Source organism: Nocardia sp. NPDC051463, assembly GCF_040681975.1.
Classification (GTDB): domain Bacteria; phylum Actinomycetota; class Actinomycetes; order Mycobacteriales; family Mycobacteriaceae; genus Nocardia.
In genome coordinates, this window is the sequence record NZ_JBFBAB010000001.1 from 505,961 (window position 1) to 531,545 (window position 25,585).

Sequence of the window (25,585 nt, forward strand, 5' to 3'; positions counted from 1 at the left end):
CTGAAGGCAGGGGCGGTGTGTCCGCCCTCGTCGAACTGGCGACAGTCGAATATGCGACCGCATGCGTCCGGCTACCGTCGGTCAGCCGGCGCGGGGCCTGGCGGCGAATACCTCGTGTATTTCGGTTCCGATCAAACGCGGGTCCTGCTGAGTCTGCGCGGACATGCCCTGCCGACCGAACAGCTCGCAGACTTCTCGCAGGCGGCCGTCGCGATCATGGACTTCAGCGACGACGGCGTGGATACGAGGCCAGTCCGCTTCGGTGATGCCATGCAAGACTTCCAATTCGGCACGCTCGACATCGACTTTGAGCAACCCGATCTCGCTGTCGCGGCAGTGTTCGTCCAATATCGCCGAAACAGTAGTGACCCCGACCTTCAGTGGTACGCCGTCGTGCAGGCCGGTGATGATGAGCGCGATGGCCTTGTCGTCCAAGCCGCTGTTGCGCAGATAGATCTTGGTGGCTTCGTCGTCGGCCTCGCGATCGGCGAAGAAACCGGAGTTCGCCGTTGCGCGCGGATACCAGGTGAACGGCCGCGTGCCCGGCGTGGCGCCGACGGCGATCTGGAGGGAGATCCCATCCGCAACATGCGCGGCAATATTGCGGTACAGGCAACGAAAGGTGATCGGCACGGGCTCGACCGCGATGACCTGAATTCCGGGGCAGGTATCGGCGAACATCATCGCGGTGAGTCCGATGTTGGCGCCGATGTCGAGGACAACGTCGCCGGGGAGAAGGCACGCGGCCGCCCGCCGGTAGAATCCGTGCGTCGCGGTCGTCTCGCCCCACAGCATCCGGGCCTCGGCAGGGCTCGTGCAGGTCACCGTTCTGCCGTCGTCGAGACGCAGTTGCTGCAAAGTGGTCAGCATTGTTCCATGAACCTTTCGAGGACAGGGCCGACGATGGCCAGCGCATGTGGATGGCTCAACTCGAGGTGCCGGGCGTCGACGACGACGTTGTGAATGGCGCCGCTGACATAGGGCCGCCACGTGTGCGCTATAGCGTCGTGGTCCACGTGGTCTTGTCCGGCGGTGAAGAAGACCAGGTCACCGTCGAAGACATCCGGCTGATAACCGGCGGAGATATCGCTCGCGGTTCGGAAGCTTTCCATCACCCGATCGGTCTGTTCGGCGGTGAACAGTCCAGTTGCGACAACCTGATCCCGGATGACGTTCCACGCCTGCTCGTGAGTGGTCGCCTGCAGTTCGTCGCCGAGGTCGAACAACTCCCGCCAGCCGCCGAGCAGGTCGGCCATCAGCTGTCCGGGTGCGGGCCGGCCTGCCAGCGATGTGGCCGGTTGCGATGGTGCACCTGCTGCGCTGTCCAGCATGGCCACGATGCCGACCCGGTCACCGTCGCGTTGCAGCTGTACCGCCACAGCGTGCGCGATCTGCCCGCCCAACGACCAGCCGAGCAGGTGATACGGACCCGTAGGCTGGACTCGGCGAATCTCGGCCACATAGCGTGCGGCCAGTTCGTCGACAGACTCCGCACGTGGTTCGCCGGACACGACGTGCGGATCCTGCAACCCATACACCGGCCGATCCGGATGCAGATGTTCGATGATCCCACCGTAGAACCACGCCAGACCACCCGCCGGGTGCACGGCGAATACCGCCGACTCGGATCCGCTCGCGCGCAGCGCCAGCAGCACCTTCAGGCCGGAGTCGCCTTCGGAGTCGTCGGCCCTGCGCGCCAACGCCTGCGGAGTCGCATCCTCGAACATCCAGGGCAGTTCGATCGTCACACCGCGAGTCCGCAACTCTGTTACCACCATGGTGGCCAGCAGCGAGTTGCCCCCCAGGTCGAAGAATCCGTCGGTCACTCCGACCCGCGGGGTTCCCAAGACCTGTGCGTACACCTCGCTGATCTCTTTCTCGGTATGAGTCCGCGGTGCGACGAACCGATCGACTGCACCATCGAAATCGGGAGCGGGCAATGCTTTTCGATCCAGCTTTCCGTTGATGGTCAACGGCAGATCGGGCAGGACAATGACCACCGAGGGCACCATGTAGCTCGTCAGTACCTCAGCGGCGGCCGCCCGCACCGGGCCCGGATCGATCCGCTGCCCGTCGATGCCGACGACGTAACCGATCAGCTGATCGACGTCGCGCTCGTGGCGGTGCACCGCCGCGGCGGCCCGCGACACCGACGGATGCCGTAACAGCGCCGACTCCACCTCGCCCAGCTCGATCCGGTACCCGCGCAACTGAACTTGTGCGTCGCCCCGGCCGACGTAGGTCAGCTCCGCCCCGCTGCTGGTTTTGCCCCAGCGGCCGACATCGCCCGTCCGATACAACCGGCTGCCGTTCGGATCGAATGGGTTCGCCACGAAGCGGCTCGCCGTCAACGCCGGGGCTCGCAGGTAACCGCGCGCGAGTTGTCCTCCGGCGACGAAGATCTCGCCGCGGACTCCGAAAGGTACCGGCTGCAGCCGGTCGTCGAGCACATACACTCGCAGCCCCGGCAGCGGTGATCCGATCTTGGCTGCGCTCGGGTCATCGACCTCGGCGAATGTCACATGCACGGTCGTCTCGGTGATCCCGTACATGTTGACCAATTGCGGCGATCCCGGCTCGTGCGCGTCGAACCAGCCGGTCAACCGCCCTGCATCCAATGCCTCGCCGCCGAAGACGACGTAGCGGAGCACGAGATCGCCACAGCTGCAACCCGATCCGTGATATCGACGCTCCGCGTCGACGAATCCGTAGAAGGCCGAGGGCGTTTGACTCAACACCGTGACCCGCTCGCGCGCCACCAGTTCCACCAACGCCTCCGGCGATCGGGAGGTGTTGTAGTCGACGACGACCAGCCTGCCTCCGGTCAGCAGGGCGCCCCACATTTCCCACACCGCGAAATCGAAAGCATACGAATGGAACATCGTCCACACGTCGTCGGGATGGAAGTCGAATCGTTCGGCGGCGTGGGTCAACAGCGTGACGGCTTCGCGATGGCTGACGGCAACTCCCTTCGGGGTGCCGGTCGACCCCGAGGTATAGATCACGTAGGCGAGGTTGTCCGGACGCGCGGCCGCCGGTATCGGACAGTCGTCCGGGACCGCGGCCCCGGATTCTTCGATCAGCAGCATTCGTGCCGCGTATTCCGTTACTTCCGTTGCTATGTCAACAGAGGTCAACACCACGGCCGGACGCGCGTCGTCGAGGATGAAGCGCAACCGCTGCGGTGGGTTCGCCATATCCAGCGGCAGATATCCGGCGCCCGCACGCACGACCGCGAGCAGCCCGACGACCAGATCGACCGAACGCGACAACGCCACTGCCACCAGGGTTTCCGGTCCCACACCATGCTCGATGAGCCGAACGGCGAGCTGGGTGGCACGCCGATCCAGCTCCGCATAGGTCAGCTGCGACCTACCGTCGGTCACCGCGACCGCATCCGGCTGCGCCGCGACGCGGGCGGTGAACAGCTCGGCCAGGGTCACATCCGCGACCGCGACGCCGTCGACTCCGGCAGCGGCCAGCACTTCGCGCCGCTGGTCGAGATCCACGATGTCGATATCGCCCACGGCGACAGCCGGATTCACGACCCCTTGTTCCAAGATCCGGGTATACGCGCGTGCGAACCGAATCATCGTCTGCTCGACGTACAGATCGGTGGCGAAGGTCAGTCGTCCTACTATGCCGTCTGGACGCCCCCCCGCACCGAACCGTTCGACGAGCTTGACATTCAGATCCGCGCGGGCCTGGTCGAAGCCGTTCTCGACCGGTTCGACGGTCAGTCCCGCCAGCTCCAACGCGGCCGCGCTGAGATCCTGGACGTCGAGCGTCACCTGATAGAGCGGCATGTGCGCCGTCGACCGCCGCGGATTCAGCGCCTCCACGACCTCCTCGAAGGGCACATCGGCATGGGCGAACGCGGCGAGATCTGTCTCGCGGGTCGCAGCGAGCAGGTCGGCGAACGGCTGCCGCGACGACACCCGCGACCGCAACACCAGCGTATTGACGAACATGCCGATCAGATCGTCGAGTTCGCGGTCGCCGCGGCCGGCCACCGGGGTGCCGATGGCGACATCGTCGACGCCGGCCAGCCTGGACAGCAGCACGGTCAGGGCGGCGTGCAGGACCATGAACACCGTCGCGTTGGCCTCGCGGGCGAGGGCATCGATGCGGGCGTGCAACTCGGCGGACAACTCGAAATCGACCACGCGGCCGCGCATGGACGCCACCGGCGGCCGGGGCAGGTCGGTCGGCAGCTCGAGCAGCTCGGGCAGCCCGGTGAGGCTGTCGGTCCAGAATCGCAGCTGCCGGGAGACGAGCGAGTCCGGATCGTTTTCGTCGCCGAGCACCTCGCGCTGCCACAGCGCGTAGTCGGCGTACTGAATCGGCAGGGGCAGCCAGTACGGTTGTGTCCCTTGCCTACTCGCCTCGTAAGCCATCGCCACATCCCGCGCGAGCGGCATCATCGACTGTCCATCGGCGCAGATGTGATGCACGCAGATCACCAGCACGTGATCACGGTCGCCGACGGCGAACAGTTCGGCTCGCACCGGAGGTGCTTGGGTCACATCGAAGCCCGCCGAGACCACCGCTGCCGCCCGCTCCAGCACACGTTGTTCGTCGACCCAGATCGGCGCCAGAGCCGGTGCGACCTCGTCGACGCCGACAATGACCTGACAGGGCGTCCCGTTGATCATCGGGAACTTGGTTCGCAGCGACTCGTGCCGGTCGATGACCAGCTCGCACGCGTGCCGCAGCGCATCGATGTCGAGCTCGCCCCGCAGCCGGATCACCAGCGGAATGTTGTACGCGCCGACCGAGGCGTCGAATTGATTGAGGAACCACATCCGCTGCTGCGCAGGGGACAGCGGCACCAGAGCCGGGCGGGTGCGCGGGGCAGGCGACACGACGACATTCCGGTCCGCGGTAGCGAGATGCGCGGCCAGTTCGGCGACTGTCGGTGCGTCGAACAGGTCTTGAATACCGACGCTCACGCTCAGTGCCGTGCGCAATCGCGCGACCACGCGCGTCGCCGACAGCGAATTGCCGCCGAGCTCGAAGAAACTGTCCGCCGCGCCCACTCCGCTGACGCCCAAGACGTCGCCGAAAACGTCCGCGATGCGCTGTTCGGCGTCGGTACTCGGGGCGACCCATTCCCGCTGGTCCGGGAATTCCGGCGTGGGTAGTGCCGCCCTGTCCAGCTTGCCGGTCGCGGTCAGCGGGAGCTCGGCGAGTGGCATCAGCACGTTGGGCGTCATGTGCGCGGGCAGACGACGTCGGGCAGCAGCCTTGACCTCGCTCGGATCAATGCGTCCGTCGCCCACCAGATAGCCGACGAGCTGGTCGGTGCCGCGCTCGTCTGTGCGCAACACGACCACCGCGTGGTCGACCCCGGGATGGTCGGACAGCACGGCCTCGATCTCGCCGAGTTCGATGCGTTGACCGCGGATCTTGACCTGGAAATCACGGCGGCCGAGGTACTCCACGGCGTGGTCGGAGGTCCAGCGGGCAAGATCGCCGGTGCGGTACATGCGCGACCCTGCCGCTGCGAAGGGATTCGCCACGAAGGCACCCGCGGTAGCCGCAGCCCGGTTCACGTACTCGCGCGCCAGCTGGATGCCCGCGAGGTATAACTCCCCCACCACCCCGACCGGCACCGGTCGCAACCAGGGATCGAGCACGACGGCCTCGACGCCGCGGATCGGTCCGCCGATCGTCACTACATCGCCCGGGTGTAGCGCACCGCTGATCCCGGCCAGAATCGTGGCTTCGGTCGGTCCGTACCCGTTCAGCAGCCGCCTGCCCGGTGCCCACACCGAGACCAGGTCCGGTGTCACCGCCTCACCGCCGGCGATCAGCACTCCCAACGAATCCATACCGGCCGGTGTCATGGTGGCCAGCACGCTCGGGGTGAGAAACGCGTGCGATACCCGTTGCGCCCGAATCAATTCCGCCAGCTCATCGCCCGCGAACGCGTCCGGTGCGGGCACCACCAGCAAGGCGCCGTTCGTATGGGCCAGCAGTACTTCGAGGACCATCACATCGAAACCGGGACCGGCCGCCTGCAGCACGCGCGAACCGGCGTCCACACCGAAGCGGTCACGCACTACCGCGGAAAAATTCGCCAGTCCCTCATGGGTGACCACGACACCCTTCGGGATTCCGGTCGACCCCGAGGTGTAGATCATGTACGCCGCATCCCGGAGCTGTGGCGTCCGCAGGCGATCGGCGTCGGTGACGGCACCCGCGGACTTCGCCGCGATAGCGGTCTCGGTGTCCGGATCGTCGAGGACCAGGGGGCGCACAGCGTCGAGAAGCAGATCCCGTGATGCCTCGACGGTGAGCGCGACCCGCACACCGGAGTCAACGATCATGTGTGCCACGCGCTCGGCCGGATTGCGCGGATCGATCGGCACGAACGCCGCACCCGCCTTGGCCGTCGCCCACAGGCCGAGCACGAACTCCGTCGACCGCGCCATCGCCAACGCGACGTGGTCGCCGGGGCCGACACCGCACTCGATCAACTGCCGAGCCAGCTGGTTGGATCGCGCATCCAACTCGGCGTAGGACATCGTGCGCCGACCCGAAAGCAACGCTGCAGCAAGGGGATTCACATCCACGCCTGCGACGAGTAACTCCGCGAGCAGCTGCGGCGCCGCGGCACTGCCACCTGAGGCAGGCACCAATTCACGCCGATCGACCGCCGACAGCAGATCGACCGAATCGAGCCGCGCGTGCGGATCAGTCGTGATCGCGCGCAGCACGATGTCGAGCCGGGCGGCTAGACCGGACGCCGTCTCGTCGCCGATGCGGTCCTGCTGATAGCGCAGACGGACGTGCAGTTGGTCGGTATGGTGCGCCTGCACGGTGATCGGGTAATGCGCGGCGTCGCGGCCCTCCGCCGCGACCACCCGCATGCCATCGACGTCGGCGTCGCCCAATCCGCTGCTGTCGACCGGGTAGGACTCGAACACGACCAGCGTGTCGAAGAGGGACACGGCATCCACGGCCGCCAAGATCTGCGGTAGTTCGAGGTAGTGGTGGTCGAGCAGACGGGCGTTGTCGGCCTGCAATCGAGTCAGCGCGTCCTCGATGGTCCGGTCCGGGCGCACCTCCACAACGACCGGAATCGTATTGATGAACAGTCCGATCATCGACTCGACCCCGGACACATCGGCCGGACGACCGGATACCGTGCTGCCGAAAACCACGCGGTCGGCGCCGAGCAGGTTGCTCAATACCACCGCCCAGGCGAACTGAACGATCGTCGCCATCGTCACCGCGTGTGTCCGAGCGAATTCCACCAACTCGGCCGTCGCGTCGCAATCGAGAACGACCGGCAGATCGATCGGAATGGTCGCGGTCGTATCGGTATGCAGGTCGGCGACCAGCGTGGGCTCCGCGACATCACACAGCGCGGCCCGCCACGCCTCGACGCTTCTCGCGCGGTCGCGCCGGTCCAGCCATTCCAGATAATCGAGGTAGGGCGCCGCATCGGGCAACAGTTGCGGCTGTGCGTCCACCGCGTACAAGCCGATCAGTTCACGCCACAGCAGCGGCAGCGACCAGCCGTCGAGTAGAAGATGATGGGCGGTCAATATCAGCCGGAAGTCTTGCGGTCCCACCGTAACGATCACGAACCGCAGCAGCGGCGGGTCAGCCGGATCGAACCCGGCCGCCCGCTCGGCGTCGAGCACCTGGCCCAGATCCGGTGTGCTGCCCGACAGCGTGATGCTGCGCCACGGAATGGCCGTATCGGCCGCAATCACCTGTACCGGAACGCCTTCGGCGGTTCGAGTGAAGGCGGCCCGCAGGTTGCGATGGCGTGCGAGCAGGGCTCGCGCGGCGCGCTCAAGCCGGTGCTCGTCGACAGCGCCCGACAACGTGAGCACTGATTGCGCGATGTAGACGTCGAGGCGGCCCGCGGCGACCTCGGCGTGGAACAGCAGCCCCGCCTGCAGCGGTGCCAACGGCCACACGTCGCTCAATCGTCCGTACCGGTCGGCGAACTCCTCCAGCTCGCGCTGGGTGACATCGATGAGCGGAACGTCGGCCCGCGTAAGTCCCCAGTCCTGGTTCGCGACGGCCGCGATGGCGGTCAGGGCATCGATCCAATCTTCGACGAGTTCGGCCACGTCGTCATGATCGAGCAACCGCGAGGCGTAGCCGACGTACGCCGACAGCTCGGGTCCGGCGGCCGCGTCGACGATGTTCACGTCGATCGTGAGGACCGCCGCCGCAGGCATATCCGGATCGAAAGCGGCCCGTCGGTCGAAAGCTTCGTCGGTCGGAACCCACGGTAGATCCGACAATGCGGTGAGATCGACGCCGATTCGCCCGAGATTGTTGACACTGATCTGTGGTTCCGGCAGGACCGCGAGTCGCTGCGCCGTCTCGGTATTCAGATAGCGCAGCAGGCCGTAACCGATTCCCTTGTCCGGGATGTCACGCAGCTGGTCTTTGACGGATTTCACCGCCGCGCGCACATCAGTGAAATCGACACCACTCAGGTCGAGCGCCGCCGGATATCGAGTGGTGAACCAGCCAACGGTTCGGGAGACATCCGCGCCCTCGGCGATCTGCTCCTCGCGACCGTGCCCCTCCAACAGGACATTCATGCCCGCGTACGCGATGCCGCGGCGACGCCGCCATCGAGTCAGGGCCACGGTGAGAGCGGCAAGCAGCGCATCGTCGACGCTACCGCGCACAGCGTCGGGCACCTCGTCGAGCAACGCCGAGGTCACGTCGGCCGGGAGCGACACGGTCAGCTGGCACACGGTCGACTGAGTGTCGAGCGCGGGATCCAAATCTGCATGTCCGAGTAACGGATCAGGTGCCGAACAGATCCGATGCCACAGCTCGAATTCGCCGGCGCGCGCTGCCGCGGCGGCGATCAACGCCTCCGACCACCGACGCATAGAGGTACCCGGGGCGGCCAACTCGACGGGCCGCCGCTCGGTGATCTGCTGCCACGCAGTCACGAAGTCGGGCAGCAGAATCCGCCACGACACCGCATCGACTGCCAGGTGATGGATCACGATGAGGGCACGAGCCTCCGCGTCGACGCCTGGCTCGGGCAGCAGGCACACGACATGCGCCATCCTGCCCGCCGCCGGATCGAGCCGGTCGAATGCCGTGGTGGACGCCGCCTCCACCACGGCGGTGAAACCGGCGCTACCCGGAGCTTCGCCGGCACCGAAGGTCCGGACGGAGACCGAACCGGCGTTATCGGCAGCGCTCGGTGGCAGCACCTCCCAGTGTTGGGCAACGAGCCGCGATCGCAGCGCATCGTGGTGTTCGACGATCGCCCGCACGGTCGAGAGCACGTCGTCGACACGCGCGTCACGCGGCAGGCGCACCAGCATCGACTGTGCGAACCGAGCCGGTGCCCCGAGTCGCTCGACGAACCAGGACACGACCGGGGTGAACGGAATCTCGCCGACACCACCGCCGGGCAGCTCGTCGAGCGACGGCCGCTCGGCGGCCTGCGCCACCTGCGCCAGTCCGCGAACTGTCTTGCGCTCGAAGATGTCTCGGGCCGTCACGCCGATACCCGCGGACTTCAGTCGGGAGGCCAACTGGATCGACATGATGGAATCGCCGCCGAGCGCGAAGAAGGAGGTTGTCGCGCCCACCGTCGTGACGCCGAGGACATCCGCGAAACCGGCGGCGATCGCGCGTTCCAGTTCCGACGATGCCGCGGCGGCACCGTCGTCGGTGGTGTCGTAGACCGGCTCCGGCAACGATTCTCGATCCACCTTGCCCGTCGAGGTGAGCGGCAGGTGGTCGAGCACCGTGATCGTCGCAGGCACCATGTGGGCGGGCAAGGCGGCCGCCATGTGATCGAGTACCGCGCTCGGATCGGCTACCGCTGCTGGTGCGGCCGTGATGTACGCGGCGAGCACAGGTTGCCCGCCGGGCCCCGTACGACTCACGGTGACCGCGGTGGCGACCGCCGGATGCGTGAGTAGCGCGACGTCGATCTCACCCAACTCGACACGCTGGCCCCGAATCTTGATCTGAAAATCGAGGCGGCCGATGTATTGCAGCGTGCCCTGTGTGGTCCAGCGGACGATGTCGCCAGTGCGATACATCCGTGAAGCCGGCGGACCGTAGGGGTTCGCCACGAACGAACTTGCCGTTACCGCAGATCGATTCAGGTAACCGCGGGCCAGCGCGGCCCCCGAGAAGTACAGCTCACCCGTTACCCCGATCGGCACCGGCCGCAGCCGCGTGTCCAGCACCACCGCCTCCGCACCGCGGATCGGTCCGCCGATGGTGAGTATCTCGCCCGGGTGCACCGGGTCGCTGATCGTGATCACGATCGTCGTCTCGGTCGGACCGTAGACGTGGTGCAATCGCCGCCCGGCCGCCCAGGCGACAATCAGATCCGCCGCCACCTTTTCGCCGCCGACCGCCAACATCCTCAGCGAATCCACCTCGGTAGGGGACATCGTCGCCAACACACTCGGCGTCAGAAACGCATGCGTCACCTGATGTGCTCGAATCAGCGCGGCCAGGTCTGCGCCGCCGAGCACTTCCGGCGGCGATACCACCAGCGCCGCGCCGGCGGCGTGCGCCATCAACGCTTCGAGCAGGACCGCGTCGAAGGCGGGTGCCGCAGCTTGCAGCACGCGCGACGTGCCGTCCACCCGATAGCACTCGCGCTGCTCGGACGCGAAGGCCGCCAGCCCCTCGTGGGTAACCACGACGCCCTTTGGGGTCCCGGTCGACCCCGAAGTGTAGATCAAATATGCCGCATCCCGAATCTGCAGTGCGCGTGGGCGATTCGCGTCCGAGATGGTGTGGCCGGGACGGGCGGCGATATCGGCGGCCGTGCGCGGTTCGTCGAGGACCAGCCAGCGCACGCCGTCCGGGCGGGATGCGCGCGCGGCCGCGACCGTGATGCCGACTTCGGCACCGGAGTCGCGCAGCAGGTAGGCGATCCGCTCCGGCGGATAACGGAGGTCCACCGGCACGAAGGTGGCGCCGGTCTTCGTGATCGCCCACATGGCGACGTGATAGTCGGCCGAGCGCGGCACGGCCAGCGCGATGCACATTCCCGGTCCTGCGCCCAGGGAAAGCAACTGCGCCGCAAGCTGATTGGCTCGGTAGTCGAGTTCTATATAGGTGAGGGTCCGGGTGCCGTCGATCAGGGCGATCGCCGAGGGGGTGGTTGCCACGGCCGAGGCGAGCAGATCGGGAAGCAGCCGCGGCGCGGGGGCGTCGGCGCCGCGCGCCGGGACCAGCCGTTCGGCCTCCTCGGTGCCGATCAACGGGATATCGCCCACCGGCCGGGTCGGATCGCAGACCACTGCATCGAGGACGCGGATGAACTGTTCCGCTAGCGATTCCGCGGTAGATTCGACGAAAATATCTGTGGCATAGATGATTTCGCCCTCGATTCCGGCAATTCGATCACCGTCGTGGCGTTCGGTCAGCAACACCGTCAGGTCGGTCTTGGCTTGGGCGATAACGGGATCGAGCAGTTCGACATCCACGTTCGGCAGCTGGAACCGAGCCGTCGGAGTGTTCTGCAACCCGAACAGCACCTGATAGAGCGGCGTATACGCCGTCGATCGGGGCCGGTCGAGCAGATCGACCAGTCGTTCATAGGGCAGATCCGCGTGCGCGAGCGCCTCGAGGTCGACACCGCGCACCTCTGCGAGGAGGTGCCGGAACGACCTGTCGTCGCGGACCGGTGTGCGTAACACCACGGTGTTGACGAACATGCCGACGAGATCGTCCAGCGCCGGGATGCCTCGACCGGCGACCGGCGTACCGACCGACACATCGTCGGTGTGCGCGGTGCGCGCCAAGACGATGGCCAGTGCGGAATGCAGCACGACGAATACGGTCACGCCCTCTCGACGGGCCAGCCGCACGACCTCGTCGTGTAGCCGCTGCGGTATGCCGAAGCGAACACTGCCACCGACCATCGACATGGTCGCGGGCCGAGGTCGATCGGTCGGCAGGTCGAGCAGCTCTGGGGCGTCAGCAAGAACCTCGGTCCAATAGGTGATCTGCCGCGCGATCACCGACTGCGGATCGTCCTCGGTGCCGAGCATCTCCCGCTGCCACAGCGCATAGTCGGCGTACTGGACTTGCAGTGGTTTCCATTGTGGTGCTTGGTCTTCCACTCGCGCACGGTAGGCGGCGAACACATCGCGAGCCAGCGGCGCCATCGACGAGCCGTCGGCGGCGATGTGATGGATGACCAGCACCAGAATGTGCTCGTCAGGGCCGGTGCGATACAGCTGCGCCCGCACTGGCACCGCTGTCGAGACGTCGAAACCCGTCTCGACGGTCTGCCGGATCCGCTCGCCGAGCACGATCTCGTCGGCGACCTGCTCCGCATCCAGTGCCAGGCCATCGACTACTGTCGCAACATCCCGCACGACCTGACTCGGTTCACCACCGACCATGGGATACACCGTCCGCAGTGGCTCGTGCCGGGCCACCACCTCCTCGAACGCCGCACGCAACGCGTCGAGGTCCAGCGCGCCGGTCAACCTGGCCGCGAAACCGATGTTATAGGCCGACGAGGCGGTATCGAACTGGTTGATGAACCACAATCGTCGTTGCGCCGCCGCCAGCGGGATCGTCGCCGGGCGCGGCCGTGGCGCGAGCGGTATCAGCGACGACCGCGTGCGCTGCGCCAGGCATGCCGCCAATCCGGCGATCGTCGGCTCCTCGAAGATATCGCGGATACCGACCTGGACAACGAACGCCGCCTCGGCGCGCGCGGCGATCCGGGCAGCCGAGAGCGAGTCGACACCGATCTCGAAGAGGTTCGCCCGCACGCTCACCCGGTCGCTGCCCGTAATCGTGGCGACGATATCGGCCAGTGCCGCTTCGCGTTCGGTGCGCGCCGGCACGAATTCCTCGCCATCGTCGAACGTCGGCTGCGGCAACGCAGCTCGGTCGAGCTTGCCGTTCGCGGTGAGCGGCATCTCCTCGAGCACCTCGACGCGGACCGGAACCAGATATGACGGCAGCGTGCGAGCGAGCTGGTCACGAATCGCGCGACCATCGGTCACCGCTCCTGGCACGAGCGTCACGTAGGCGACGATTCGCTCCGAGGTCGCGACAGCAACAGCACGAGCAACCTTCGGCATCGCGCACGCCGCCGCTTCGATGTCCCCCGGCTCCACCCGCTGACCGCGGACCTTCACTTGGAAATCGCTGCGGCCCAGAAAATCCAGCGCTCCAGCCCTCATCCACCGCACCAGGTCACCGGTGCGATACAGCCGCTCCCCCGGCGCGCCGAACGGATGCGCGACGAAGGCTGTGCACGTCAGGTCGGCGCGGCCGTGATAACCGCGCGCCAACTGCACACCCGAGACATACAGATCGCCGACAACGCCGACGGGCACCGGCCGCAGTCGCTTGTCGAGCACGTAGACCCGCATACCGGCAACGGGCGCGCCGATCGGAACCGTCGCAGGGATCGTCACGCCGGGCAGGCAGCGCGCGGCGGTGACCACCTCCGCCTCGGCCGGACCGTACCAGTTCACCACCTCCGCCTCGGTGAACACGCGCGCCGCGGCGTCGACGGTGTGCTGCGCCAGCGCCTCACCAGCGACGAATATCCGCCGGATCGAGGGCAATTCGGCATCGCCGACGGCTTCGAGGAGAACGTCGAGCATCGAGGGGACGAAGTGCACGGTGCTGACGTTTCGGCTCGCGATGCAGTCCGCGAGGTAGGCCGGGTCGCGATGCCCGTCGGGATCGGCCACCACGATGTGTGCGCCGACTTGCAACGGCCAGAACAACTCCCACACGGCGATGTCGAAGGTGATCGGAGTCTTGTAGAGCACCGTGTCGGCCGCGGTGTGCGGCCACTGCTGCTGTGCCCACGCCAGCTGACTCATGGTCGCGGCATGGGTCAGGGCCACCCCCTTGGGAACGCCCGTGGAGCCGGAGGTGAACAGGACGTAGGCGACGTTGTCCGGCCGCAGCGGCGCGCACCGTTCCAGATCCCTGATCGGGGCACCGGACAGCCCGGCCAGATCCAGCCGATCGACTCGAACGGAGGTGAATCCCTCAGGCAGTCCGTCGCCGTCCGCTGATGTCGTCAGCACCATCAGCGGTTGCGCCGCACCCAGCACACCGGCGATTCGCTCGCTCGGCTGATTCGGGTCGATCGGCAGGAACGCGGCACCCGCCTCGAGCACCGCATAAAGCGCTGTCACCAGGTCGACCGAGCGCCGAATGGCCACGGCAACAATGGTTTCCGACCTCGCATTACGCAATATCAGCCATCGGGCCAGCCGATTGACGCGGGCGGCGAAATCCCGGTAGGACAGCGAATCGCCGTCCAGAAGCCGAAGCGCCGGAGCGTCCGGGCTGCGTTCGGCCTGTTCATCGAAGGCGTCCACCAGAGTTCGGCCCACTGAGACGGGGTCGCCGGTGTCGTTCCAACGCTTGAGCACCAGCTGCCGCTCGGTGGGATCGAGTAGATCGAGCTCACCGATCGGCGCATCGGCATCGGTCGCTACACCGTCGAGCAGGCGAACGAACCGGTCGGCGAAACGCTGTGCGGAGTCCGCGTCGAATAGGTCGGTGGCGTAGGTCAGGCGCAGCGTCATGCCGGTCGGCTCGTTGTCGGTCCCGTGGTCCTCCGTCATCATGAGCAGCAGGTCGTAGATCGCGGCATTGTCGCCCGGGTCGATGGTCTCGAAGGTGAGATCCGGAAGTTCCACACGCGCCCGCACCATGTTCTGGTAGGCGAGCATGACTTGGAACAACGGCGTGTGCGCTGTCGACCGTACCGGATTCAGCCTTTCCACCAGCTGCTCGAACGGCACCGAGGCATGGTCGAAAGCCTCGATGTCGCTGTGCCGCACCGCATCCAGCAGGCTGGTGAAGGTCTGACCGAGCGTGACGCGGGTGCGCAGGACCAAGGTGTTGACGAACATCCCGACGAGGGGGTCGAGTGCCCGGTGGCCGCGACCTGCATGTGGCACGCCGATAGCGATGTCGTCGCTGCCGGACAGCCGTGACAGCAGTACCGCGAGTGCCGTGTGCACCACCATGAACGTCGTCGCGCGGGATCGCTGGGCCAGGGACTCCACCCGACTCTGCAGGTCCGCCGGAATCTCGACGTGGATCACCGCACCGCGGTGGGTCTGCTCCACCGGGCGCGGTCGATCGGTAGGCAGCTCGAGCAATTCGGGTGCGCCCGCGAGTCGGGTTCGCCAGTAAGCTATGTCGCGGGACACGGGCGAATCCGGGTCGTCCGGCGAGCCGAGCACCTCACGCTGCCACAGAGAGTAATCGGCGAATTGAACGGTGAGCGGCGTCCAGTCCGGCACATTTCCCGCGGCCCGCGCCCGATAGGCCGTCACGATATCGGCGGCCAGCGGCGCTACCGAATAACCGTCGCAACTGATGTGGTGCACGGCCACCGCGACCACCCAGGCGGTGTCCAACAGCTGGTAGAGCGCGACCCGTACCGGCACACCCTTCGACACATCGAATCCGGTGTTCGAGAATGTGGTCAGCCGACGTGCCAACTCGCGCTCATCGATCCGCTGTGGGCTGAGGTCCCAGCCCGCGACGACCTCGGCCGCGTCCAGCACCACCTGCATGGGCGTGCCGTCGACCGCTGGGTACACGGTGCGCAAGCTCTCGTGCCGCTCGACAACATCCCCGACGGCCGCCGCGAGCGCATCGACATCGAGCACCCCGTCGAGGCGAAATGCCAGTGGCACAAGGTATCCCGGTGAGGCGGGATCGAACTGGTTGAGGAACCACATCCGGGCCTGCGCCGTCGACAACGGCAGCCGGTCCGGTCTCGGTTTCGGCGTCGGGGCGGGCAGACCGGGAACTCCCCGCAGCTGTGCGATGTGCTCGGCCAACTCGGCGACGGTGGGCGCCTCGAACATCATTCGCACCGGTACGGTCGCGTCGACTATGGCACCGATCCGGCTCAGCGCGCGCGTGGCGATGAGCGAATTCCCACCCAGATCGAAGAAGTCGTCATCCGCGCCGACCGTCGGCAGGCCGAGCAGCTCGGCGAAAACCTCGGCGATGGCCTGCTCCACGAGCCCTCGGGGCGCCCGGTATTCCGCGTGGTCGCTCGGATCCGGAGCAGGCAATGCCCGGTAGTCGACCTTGCCGTTCGCGGTGAGCGGGACGGCGTCGATCCGGACGATCGCGGACGGCACCATATAAGCAGGCAGTCGCTCCAACAGGAGACGTCGAATCTGTTTGGTGTCCATTGCCTCTGAGGCGACCACATAGGCGACCAAGCGTTGCTCGTCGCGGCCCGAATGCACCAGTGCGACGGCCGCGGTTACCTGTTCGTGCGCGAGCAGCGCGGCCTCGATGTCGCCCAATTCGATCCGCAGCCCACGAATCTTCACCTGATCGTCGGCGCGGCTGACATAGTGCAGGGCGCCGTCCCTGCCCCAGCGAACAAGGTCGCCGGTGCGGTACAGGCGAGATCCGTGCGCGCCGTCGAGCGGGTCGGCGACGAATGTCGCCGCCGTCAGATCGGGACGTTCATGGTATCCGCGAGCCAGCTGGACGCCGCCCAGATACAACTCACCGGTCACCCCCATCGGAACAGCGTGCAGTCGTGAATCCAGCACATGCACGATGACATTCGACTCGGGAACCCCGATCGGCACCGCGGGACCGTCGATCCCGTCGATGTGATGCGCGGTGACGCTGACCGCGGCCTCCGTCGGCCCATACAGGTTGTCGATGCGCGCGTCGCTGAGATCCCGGAAACGGCGGACGGTTTCGGCAGGCAGCGCCTCGCCGATGCACAACACTCGCCGCAGGTCCGGGAACTGGAGTCCAAGGGCCGTCTCGTGGAACACCGAGAGCAACGACGGCACGAAATCCGCTGTCGTCACGTGATGTTCGGCAATCAACCGTGCCACCGCATCCGGGTCGCCGCTTCCGTTGGGGCCCGCGACAACCAACTTCGCACCACATGATAGAGGGCAGAACAACTCCCAGACCGACAAGTCGAAGGTGACCGGAGTTCGCAACAGCATGACGTCGTCGCCGAGTCGGTAGTGCTCGCGCATCCAGCGGAGTTGATTGACCACCGCGGCATGCGGTACCGCCACACCCTTCGGTACGCCGGTCGAGCCGGAGGTATAGATGACATACGCCAGGTTCTCGGGATGCAGCGGCTCGAGCCGATCGGCATCGGTCACCGGCGACCCATCCCTGCACTCGGCGTCGAGGTCCGCGAACGCCCACACCGGGATGTCGTCGGGCAGATTCGCTTCGTCCAATGGACGGGTGAGCACTGCCCGCGGCCGTCCGGCGGCGAGCACGGCGCGCACGCGATCGAGCGGGTGATCCGGATCCAGGGGCAGGTAGGCCGCACCGGCCGCGTGGATCGCATACAGCGTGGTCAGCAGGTCGACAGAGCGACGCATCGCCACGGCCACAATGGTTTCCGGGCCAACTCCGCGTCCGATCAACACATGCGCCAGCGAATTCACCCGCGCCGCGAACTCTCGGTAGCTCAGTCGCGCGCCGCCTTCGTCGTCGAGTACAGCCGTCCTGTCCGGCGTCGCCGCGGCCTGCGTGGCGAACAGGTCCGCGATCGTCGCAGACGACGGCGGCGTCGTCCCCCCGGTTTCGCGCGCGACCAGCTCGCGCGCCTCGTGCGCGGTCAGCAGCTCGATGTCGCCGACCGCGCAGCCGGGATCGACGACTATCGCACGCAGTAGCAGCACAAATCGGTCGACCATCGACAGGATGGTCGCCTCATCGAAAAGATCTGTGGCGTAACTGAATTCGACCGGGATCTCGCCCGGTTCACCGGCGTGCGACGCGCTGCCGACGAGATTCAGATGCAGATCGTATTTGGCTACGCTCGGATCGACGGTCCTGGCCGACACCGTCAGTCCCTCGAACTGCACCGTGGGAATCTCGATGTTGTGGAACGAGAAACCGACCTGCGTCAACGGCGCGTGTGCCGTGGTGCGTGGCGGATTCAGCACTTCGACCAGGCGCTCGAACGGGATGTCCGCGTGGTCGAAGGCGGCCAGATCGGTAGCCCGGACCTGCTCGAGGATCTGGAGGAATGACGCGCCGGGTTGAATGCGCGTCCGCAGCACAAGGGTGTTGACGAACATTCCGACCAAACGCTCGAGTCCCGGTTCGCCACGACCGGCGATGGGCGTGCCGAGGGCGATATCACCGGTTCCCGAAAGCCGGGCCAGCAGTGTGGCATACGCGGCGTGCAGCACCATGAAGACCGTCACGTCGTGGCGGCGAGCCAGGGCGACCAGGTCACGACCGATCTCGGCGGGCAGTGTCGCCGACACCGTCGCGCCGCGAAACGATTGCCGCGCCGGGCGCGGACGATCGGTGGGCAGGTCGAGCACTTCGGGCAGATCGGCCAGGGCAGCCCGCCAATATTCGACCTGGGTAGCGGCCGGGCAGTTCGGGTCGTCCTCGGTGCCGAGCCATTTCCGTTGCCACAGAGCGTAGTCCGCGTACTGCACCGGCAATGGCGACCAGTGCGGCGCCTCGTGCCGGACGCGGGCGTTGTAGGCGGTCATCAGGTCCGCGGCCAGCGGCGCGAGCGAGGATCCGTCGAAGCTGATGTGATGGACGACGAGGACCAGGGCATGTTGATCGGAGGCGCTGCGCAGCAACGTAATTCGAAACGGCACCTCGTGGGCGACGTCGAATCCGATCGCCGCCGCCGCGGCGATGTGCGCCTCGACGTCGGCCGCCGCCACCTCAACCGGCTCCAGCGCGGGTAGTGCCGCCTGCACCGACACGATCAGCTGATGCAGTCCGCTGTCGCTGTCCGGGTAAACGGTCCGGAGTGCTTCATGCCGGTCGAGCACATCGGCGATCGCCGCATGCATAGCGGCCACGTCGAGGGGTCCCGACATGCCCACGACCAGCGCGATGTTGTACAGCGCCGAGCCCGTGTCGAACTGATTGAGAAACCACATGCGGGCCTGGGCCGGAGACAGCGGAATCCGCGTCGGGCGTTCCTGTGGAATCAGCGGTTCTCGCCCGGGCGCCTCGATGGCCCGCAGATTCTCCGCGAATGCCGCGATGGTCGGCGCGTCGAACAAGGTGTGCAGGGGAATATCGACACCGAACACAGCGCTCAGCCGCGCGGCCACCCGCGTCGCCGACAGCGAATTGCCGCCGAGATCGAAAAAGTTGTCGAGGACACCGACGCGATCGATGCCGAGCACAGCGCCGCACACATCGGCAACGATCTGCTCGGCCGCGTCGCGTGGTGCGACGAACTCGGCGGTCTCGGCGGCGAAGACCGGTGCGGGCAACGCGGCACGGTCGACCTTGCCCACCGATGTCAGCGGTAGCGCGTCGAGCACCGTCACCGCGTCCGGGACCATGTGCGATGGCAGGCGTTGCGCGGTGTAGGCCGTCAGCTCCGCGAGGTCGACGGCATCCCTCGCCAGGGTGACATAGGCGGCAAGCCTGGGTCCACTCTCCGTCGCAACGCTGACTGTCACCGCGGCCGCCACCGCTGGATGTCCGGCGAGGACGGCCTCGACTTCGCCGAGTTCGATGCGCTGGCCGCGGATCTTCACCTGGAAGTCGGTGCGCCCGACGTATTCGAGGCGGTGCTCGGGTGTCCAGCGGGCCAGGTCGCCGGTGCGGTACATACGTGCCCCGACCACACCGAACGGATCGGCTACGAATGCCGACCCGGTGTCCGCGGGTCGGTCGAGGTATCCGCGGGCGAGATGGATACCGGAGATGTAGAGCTGTCCCGTCACCCCGACCGGCGCGGGCTGCAGATTCGCGTCCAGTACCAGGGCCTCGACACCGCGGATCGGGCCACCGATCGTGACACGGGCACCGAAGCACAGTGGATCACTGATCGCGACCATGATGGTGGTCTCGGTCGGCCCGTACCCGTTGAACAACCGACGGCCGGGACTCCACACCGCGGCTGCTTCCGCCGATACCGCCTCCCCACCGGCGACCAGAACCTGTAGGGGATCCACCTCGGCGGGCGACATTGTCGCCAGCACGCTCGGCGTGATGAACGCATGCGAAACCCGTTGCGTACGAATCAGTTCCGCCAGTCTGTCCCCAGCGTAGACATCCGGAGGCGACACCACCAAAGCCGCACCGTTCGGGTGCGCCATCAGCAACTCCAGAACCATTGCGTCGAAGCCAGGAGCCGCCACCTGCAACACCCGCGCAGAACTGTCGATCCGATAGCGTTCACGTTGCTCGGCGGCGAAATTCGCTAAGCCTTCATGCGTCACGGTGACGCCCTTCGGCTCGCCTGTCGACCCCGAGGTGTACACCACGTAGGCCGCGTTCGAGACACGGCAGGCGCGGATCCGATCCGCGTCGGTCACGGCGGCCGGAGATCGCGCCGCGATGCAGACCTCGGTGTCCGGATCGTCGAGAATCAACCGCGCAACCGCGGGCGGGAGTAGGTCCTGGGTTGCTTCCACCGTCAACGCCACCCGAACACCCGCGACCATGAGCGCGACTCGCTCAGCCGGATTCCGCGGATCCACCGGGACGAATGCCGCACCAGCCTTCGCCGCCGCCCACATCCCCACCACGAGTTCCACCGACCGCGCCATCACCAGCGCGACCCGATCATCCGGGCCCGTCTTCCACTCGATCAGCAACCGAGCGAGCTGATTCGACAAGACATCCAACTCCCCGTACGACACCGTGCGTTCTCCCGACACGATCGCCACGGCATCCGGCTCCTGGACCGTCAGCAACTCCGCCAGCACCCGTGGTGCCTCGGCACGACCGCCCGACGCGGGCACCAACGCGGCTCGCTCGCTCGTCGACAGCACATCGACGGCACCCACTCGCTGCTGCGGATTCGACACGACCGACTCGAGAATCCGATTCAGCCGTGCGGCGAATTCCTCGATCGTCCCCCGATCGAACAGGTCGGTCGCATAGGTGATCTGTAGTGCGAGATCATCGGCCGCCCTGGTGTTCTCGGCGACGGCGACAATGATGTCGACCTTCGCCGGTTGCGGTCCAGGATCCAGGATCTCGGCGGTGAGCTCGGACAGCTCCAGGTTCGGGCGGTCCATGTTGTCGAAGGCGAGGTACACCTGGCACAGCGGTTCGTGCGCCGCCGACGGCATCGGATCGACCGCTTCCACGACGCGTTCGTACGGCAGATCGCTGTGGGCGAAAGCTTCGATATCGATGTCTTTGACTCGCGTCAGGAACTCTGCGAACGATTCATCGCCGCGTACCTGGGTTCGTAGTGGCACCGTGTTGACGAACATGCCGATCAGCGGTTTCAGCGCCCGCTCCCCGCGGCCCGCGACCGGCGACCCGATGGTGATGTCCGACGAATCCGACAGCCGGGCGAGCAGAACGGCCAACGCGGCATGAATGACCATGAAGGTCGTGGCGTTCGCCGTGCGCGCCATCCGCTCGATCCTGGCCCAAGCCGCTGCGGGGAGCACGGTGTCGACGACGTCGGTGAGCATAGACGGGCGAGCCGGCCGCCGCCGGTCGGCGGGCAGTTCGAGTAGCCGATTCATGCCCGCCAATTGTGCTGTCCAGTAACGCAATTGGCTGGCAGCGACCGAGTCCGTATCGTTTTCGTCGCCCAGCACACTGAGATGCCAGATGCTGTAGTCGGCGTACTGCACGGTCAGTGGTTGCCAATCCGGGCCGTGTCCCTGCGACCTCGCTCGGTAGGCCACTGCGAAATCGGCCGCGAGCGGCGGCAGCGACGATCCGTCGCAGCAGATGTGGTGCAGGACGACGACCAAGACATGCCGTTGCTCGTCGGTGGACGCGAGCAGAGCGACCCGGATCGGCGGACGTCGGCGCACATCGGTCCCGGTCGAAACCAACTCGCGGATCCGGTTGTCGAGATCATCGGGGCGGGTGCGCTGCGGGGTCGAATCGAGATCGGCAGCGACTTGCTCCGCCGACAGGATCACCTGCGTCCCTTGACCATTCATGGCGGGATAGACGGTTCGCAGGGATTCGTGCCGTTCGATCACGTCGGTCAACGCCGCGCGCAGTGCCAGGGTGTCGAGGTGGCCGGTCAGCTGCAGCACCAGCGGAATGTTGTACGCCGCCGACCCCGGGTCGACCTGATTGATCAGCCAGATCCGGTTCTGTGCGGGCGCCAACGGAATGGGCTCGACGCGTGGCTGCGCCCGCAGGACCGGGCGGCTGGATTGCTGACCCGCTTCGATATGGGCGGCGAGTTGGGCGGCGGTCGGCTTGCCGAATAGGTCGCGAACCGATACCTCGCAACGGGTCAGCTCGGCGATCCGCACGGAGGCGCTGGTGGCGGTGAGCGAATTGCCGCCCAGGTCGAAGAAGTTGTCCAGCACACCGACCGGCGCAGTGCCCAGGACCTCGGCGAAGACGTCGACGATGGCCTCCTCGACGACGGTGCTCGGCGCTACGTACACCGCGACCGAACCGAAGGCCGGCTCGGGCAGCGCCCGATAGTCGACTTTGCCGTTGACGGTCAGTGACAACGCCTGCAGAACGACAATGTGTGCCGGGACCATGTATTCCGGCAGCGTCGACCCGACATACGCGCGCAGCACCTCGGGCTCGCAGACCGCGTCGCCGGCGGGCACGACGTAGGCGACCAGCCGAGCCGCTTCCGTGCCCGGCAGGTGCACGATGACGACCGCCGTCGAGACCGCGCTGTGGCTCTGCAGCGCACTGCGGATCTCGTCCAGCTCGATCCGGAACCCGCGCAGCTGCACCTGATGGTCGGCGCGTCCGCGGTATTCCAACTCGCCCTGACCATTTCGGCGCGCGACGTCACCGCTGCGATAGAGGCGCTCGCCCGGCCGGCCGAACGGGTCGGCCACGAAACGTCCCGCGGTCAGCCCGGGGCGGCGCAGGTAGCCGCGAGCGAGTTGCGTTCCCGCGACGTAGATCTGGCCCCAGGCTCCCAGCGGCGCCGGGCGCAATCGTTCGTCCAGAACATACACGCGCAAGCCCGGCAGCGATGGGCCGATCGTGCTCGGTGCGCCCGGCACGGCGATGTCGGGTGTCAATGGGAGATAAGTGACAAAGACGGTGGTTTCGGTGATGCCGTAGCTGTTGGCCAGCACGGGCAGGTTCGGATTGTGCTCGTACCAGTCCGACAAACCCGCCGGATCGAGAGCTTCGCCCGAGAGAACGCCCAGTCGCAAGACAAGCTCGCCGTCGGGCTCCCCGGCGTCCGCGTATCGCTGTCGCGCGGCCGCGAATTGATGGAACGCCGAGGGTGTTTGGCTGAGAACGCTCACCTTCTCGCGCGCCACCAGGCGTACGACGTCGTCCGGCGATCGCGTGGCGGGGCTGTCCACCACGACCACCCGACCGCCGGTAACCAGCGCACCGAAGATCTCCCACACCGAATAGTCGAATGCGAACGAATGGAACAACGTCCACACGTCGCCGGCGCGTACTCCGATTTCGGCACACGCGTTCATCAGGTATGTGGCGACTGCGCGATGGGCGATCGGCACGCCTTTCGGCCGTCCCGTCGATCCGGAGGTGTAGATGACGTAGGCGACATTGTCGGGGCGCAGCGGACGGGTGCGTTCCGCATCGATGATCGGACCAGCAGCTTCCACACCTGAGTCGTCGTCGAACAGCACCACGGGGACGGCATCGCCGGGCACCTGATCACGCATGCTTCGGTTCGTCACGACAGCGATCGGATCGGCGTCGTTCAGCACGTAGTCGAGTCGATCCAGCGGGTGTGCGAGGTCCAACGGCAGATACCCGGCACCCGACTTCAGCACCGCCAGCGCGACGGTGATCAGATCGGCATCGCGAGGCATCGCGATCGCCACCAGCGATTCCGGCCCGGCACCGAGAGCGATGAGCTTGCGGGCGAACCGGTTCGAGCGCTCGTCGAGCTCACGGTAGGTGAGGGCGGTCGTACCCGACGTGACGGCGACCGCGGACGGGGTGGCCGTGGCCTGTCGCGTCAGCAGATCGACGAGTGTCGCAGCAGTCGCCGCGCCGTCGTGGCCGGCGAGTTCGCCGAGCATGCGCTGCTGTTCGGCGGGATCGACGAGCGGGATGTCGACCAGGCGGGTGTCGACGGGCGAATCCATCATGCGATGTAGGAAGTCGACGAATCGATCGCTGTGCATGTCGAGTTCGTCCTGGCTGTACAGGTTGGCGTTGCCGTGCAATTCGATGAGCAGCGGCGCGGCGGCCCCGGAGCGATACATATTGAGCTGCAGGTCGTCCAGGGCCCCTGACGTCAGTGCGCGGTAGCGGCCGATCGCCGAGCCGAGCCGAATCTCGGAATCGAAGAACAAGATATTGACAATCGGACCGAACGAGGTCGCGGCCGCGTCCAACGCGTTGGAATCGCGGCGTAGATCCTCGAACCGGTAGAGCTGGTGCCGCATCGCCAGGACAAGCTCGTTCACCGATGCGCGAATCAGCCCCGCCACGGTGGTCGTCGTGTCCACCGCGAATCGGATCGGCACCATGTTCGCCAACATCGCGGTCGCGTTGCGCAATCGCATCGTCACCCGTCCGGTCACCGGCAGCGACAAGACGACGTCGTCGGCGTCGGTCATGCGGGCGAGAAACGCGGCGAACGCGGCCACCACCACTTGCGCGGGCGACGCATGCAGGTCGTCGGCGAAACGGTCGAGCATGGCGGTCAACCGCGACGGGAGCGGCCGACCGGCGAAGCGGTCGTCTTCGCTCCACTTCGCCGTGCGACCGGACAGACTCGTTGTCGGCGGCAGATCGGCGACCTTGTCGAGCCAGTAGGCCTTGTCGGTGTCGAACCGGCTGCTCATCCGATATTCGCGCTCCGCCGCGATGATGTCGGCCAGCCGGGCCGCCACCAGCCGGGCCGGCGACCTCCCCTCGAGCAGCGCGTTGTAGTGCTCGGCGATTCGGGTCACGATGTTGAACGCGCCGTAACCATCGATCACCAGATGATGGGCGCGCGCGTACCACAGATACCGGTCCTCGCCGAGCCTGATGAGCCGCGTCGTGACGAGCCGGTCCTGGGCCAGATCGATGATTTTGGTGTTGTAGTCACAGCGCATCCACTCCATCGCCGCCGCGTACGGATCGTCTTCGGGGCTGAGATCCAGCAGCGTTTCGTCGTAGACGATGCTGCGGTCGACGAATTGATACGGGTGACCGCCGGATTCGACCACCCGGACAATGAGAGACTCGGTCTCGTGGCCGGTGTCGTGCACCGCCTTGGTGAAGGCGTCGTAGTCTATAGCCCCCTCGATCTCGACGTAGTGCGCGATATTGACGTTCGGGCCGCCGGGCAGATTGTTAGCGAGCCACATTCCGTATTGCGCCCTCGAAAGCGGAATCAAATCCGGATCTCGGTCGGCAGGCGTGGCTGAAATCGAACTCATCGTCTAACCTCTCCTCGAATTCCGAGACACCAGTGCAGCGCGCAACAAAGACCCGTCCGTGCCGGGAATTTCCCGGAGGCGTATTCTTCCTTACCGATAGCAATTACATCTGGACTTCACTGACGTCGAAGCGAGCGTCCATCCCCTGCCACGGTCATACGCCGGCCGGAGCGCACGCCTTCATTAATGGCAGCCCGAAGTTGTAGCGGCTCTCCGATAAACGATCGGACGTCGCCGCCCGCCATAGGTACACCAACCCCCTGTCCCCAACTTCACCGAGCCGG

At 66.5% G+C, this 25,585-nt stretch carries 2 protein-coding genes; both read right to left on the reverse strand.

Translation table 11 applies throughout. The features are described 5' to 3' along the window. Positions 1-81: 81 nt before the first annotated feature. Entirely contained in the window at positions 82-870 is a 789-nt protein-coding gene (locus tag AB0M74_RS02350) for an FkbM family methyltransferase (RefSeq protein ID WP_364900663.1), read from the reverse strand. After that, positions 864-25,301, reverse strand: a complete 24,438-nt coding sequence (locus tag AB0M74_RS02355) for a non-ribosomal peptide synthase/polyketide synthase (protein WP_364900665.1) — start codon at positions 25,299-25,301, stop codon at positions 864-866. Before AB0M74_RS02355 ends, AB0M74_RS02350 begins: the two co-directional genes overlap by 7 nt. Positions 25,302-25,585 lie beyond the last annotated feature (284 nt).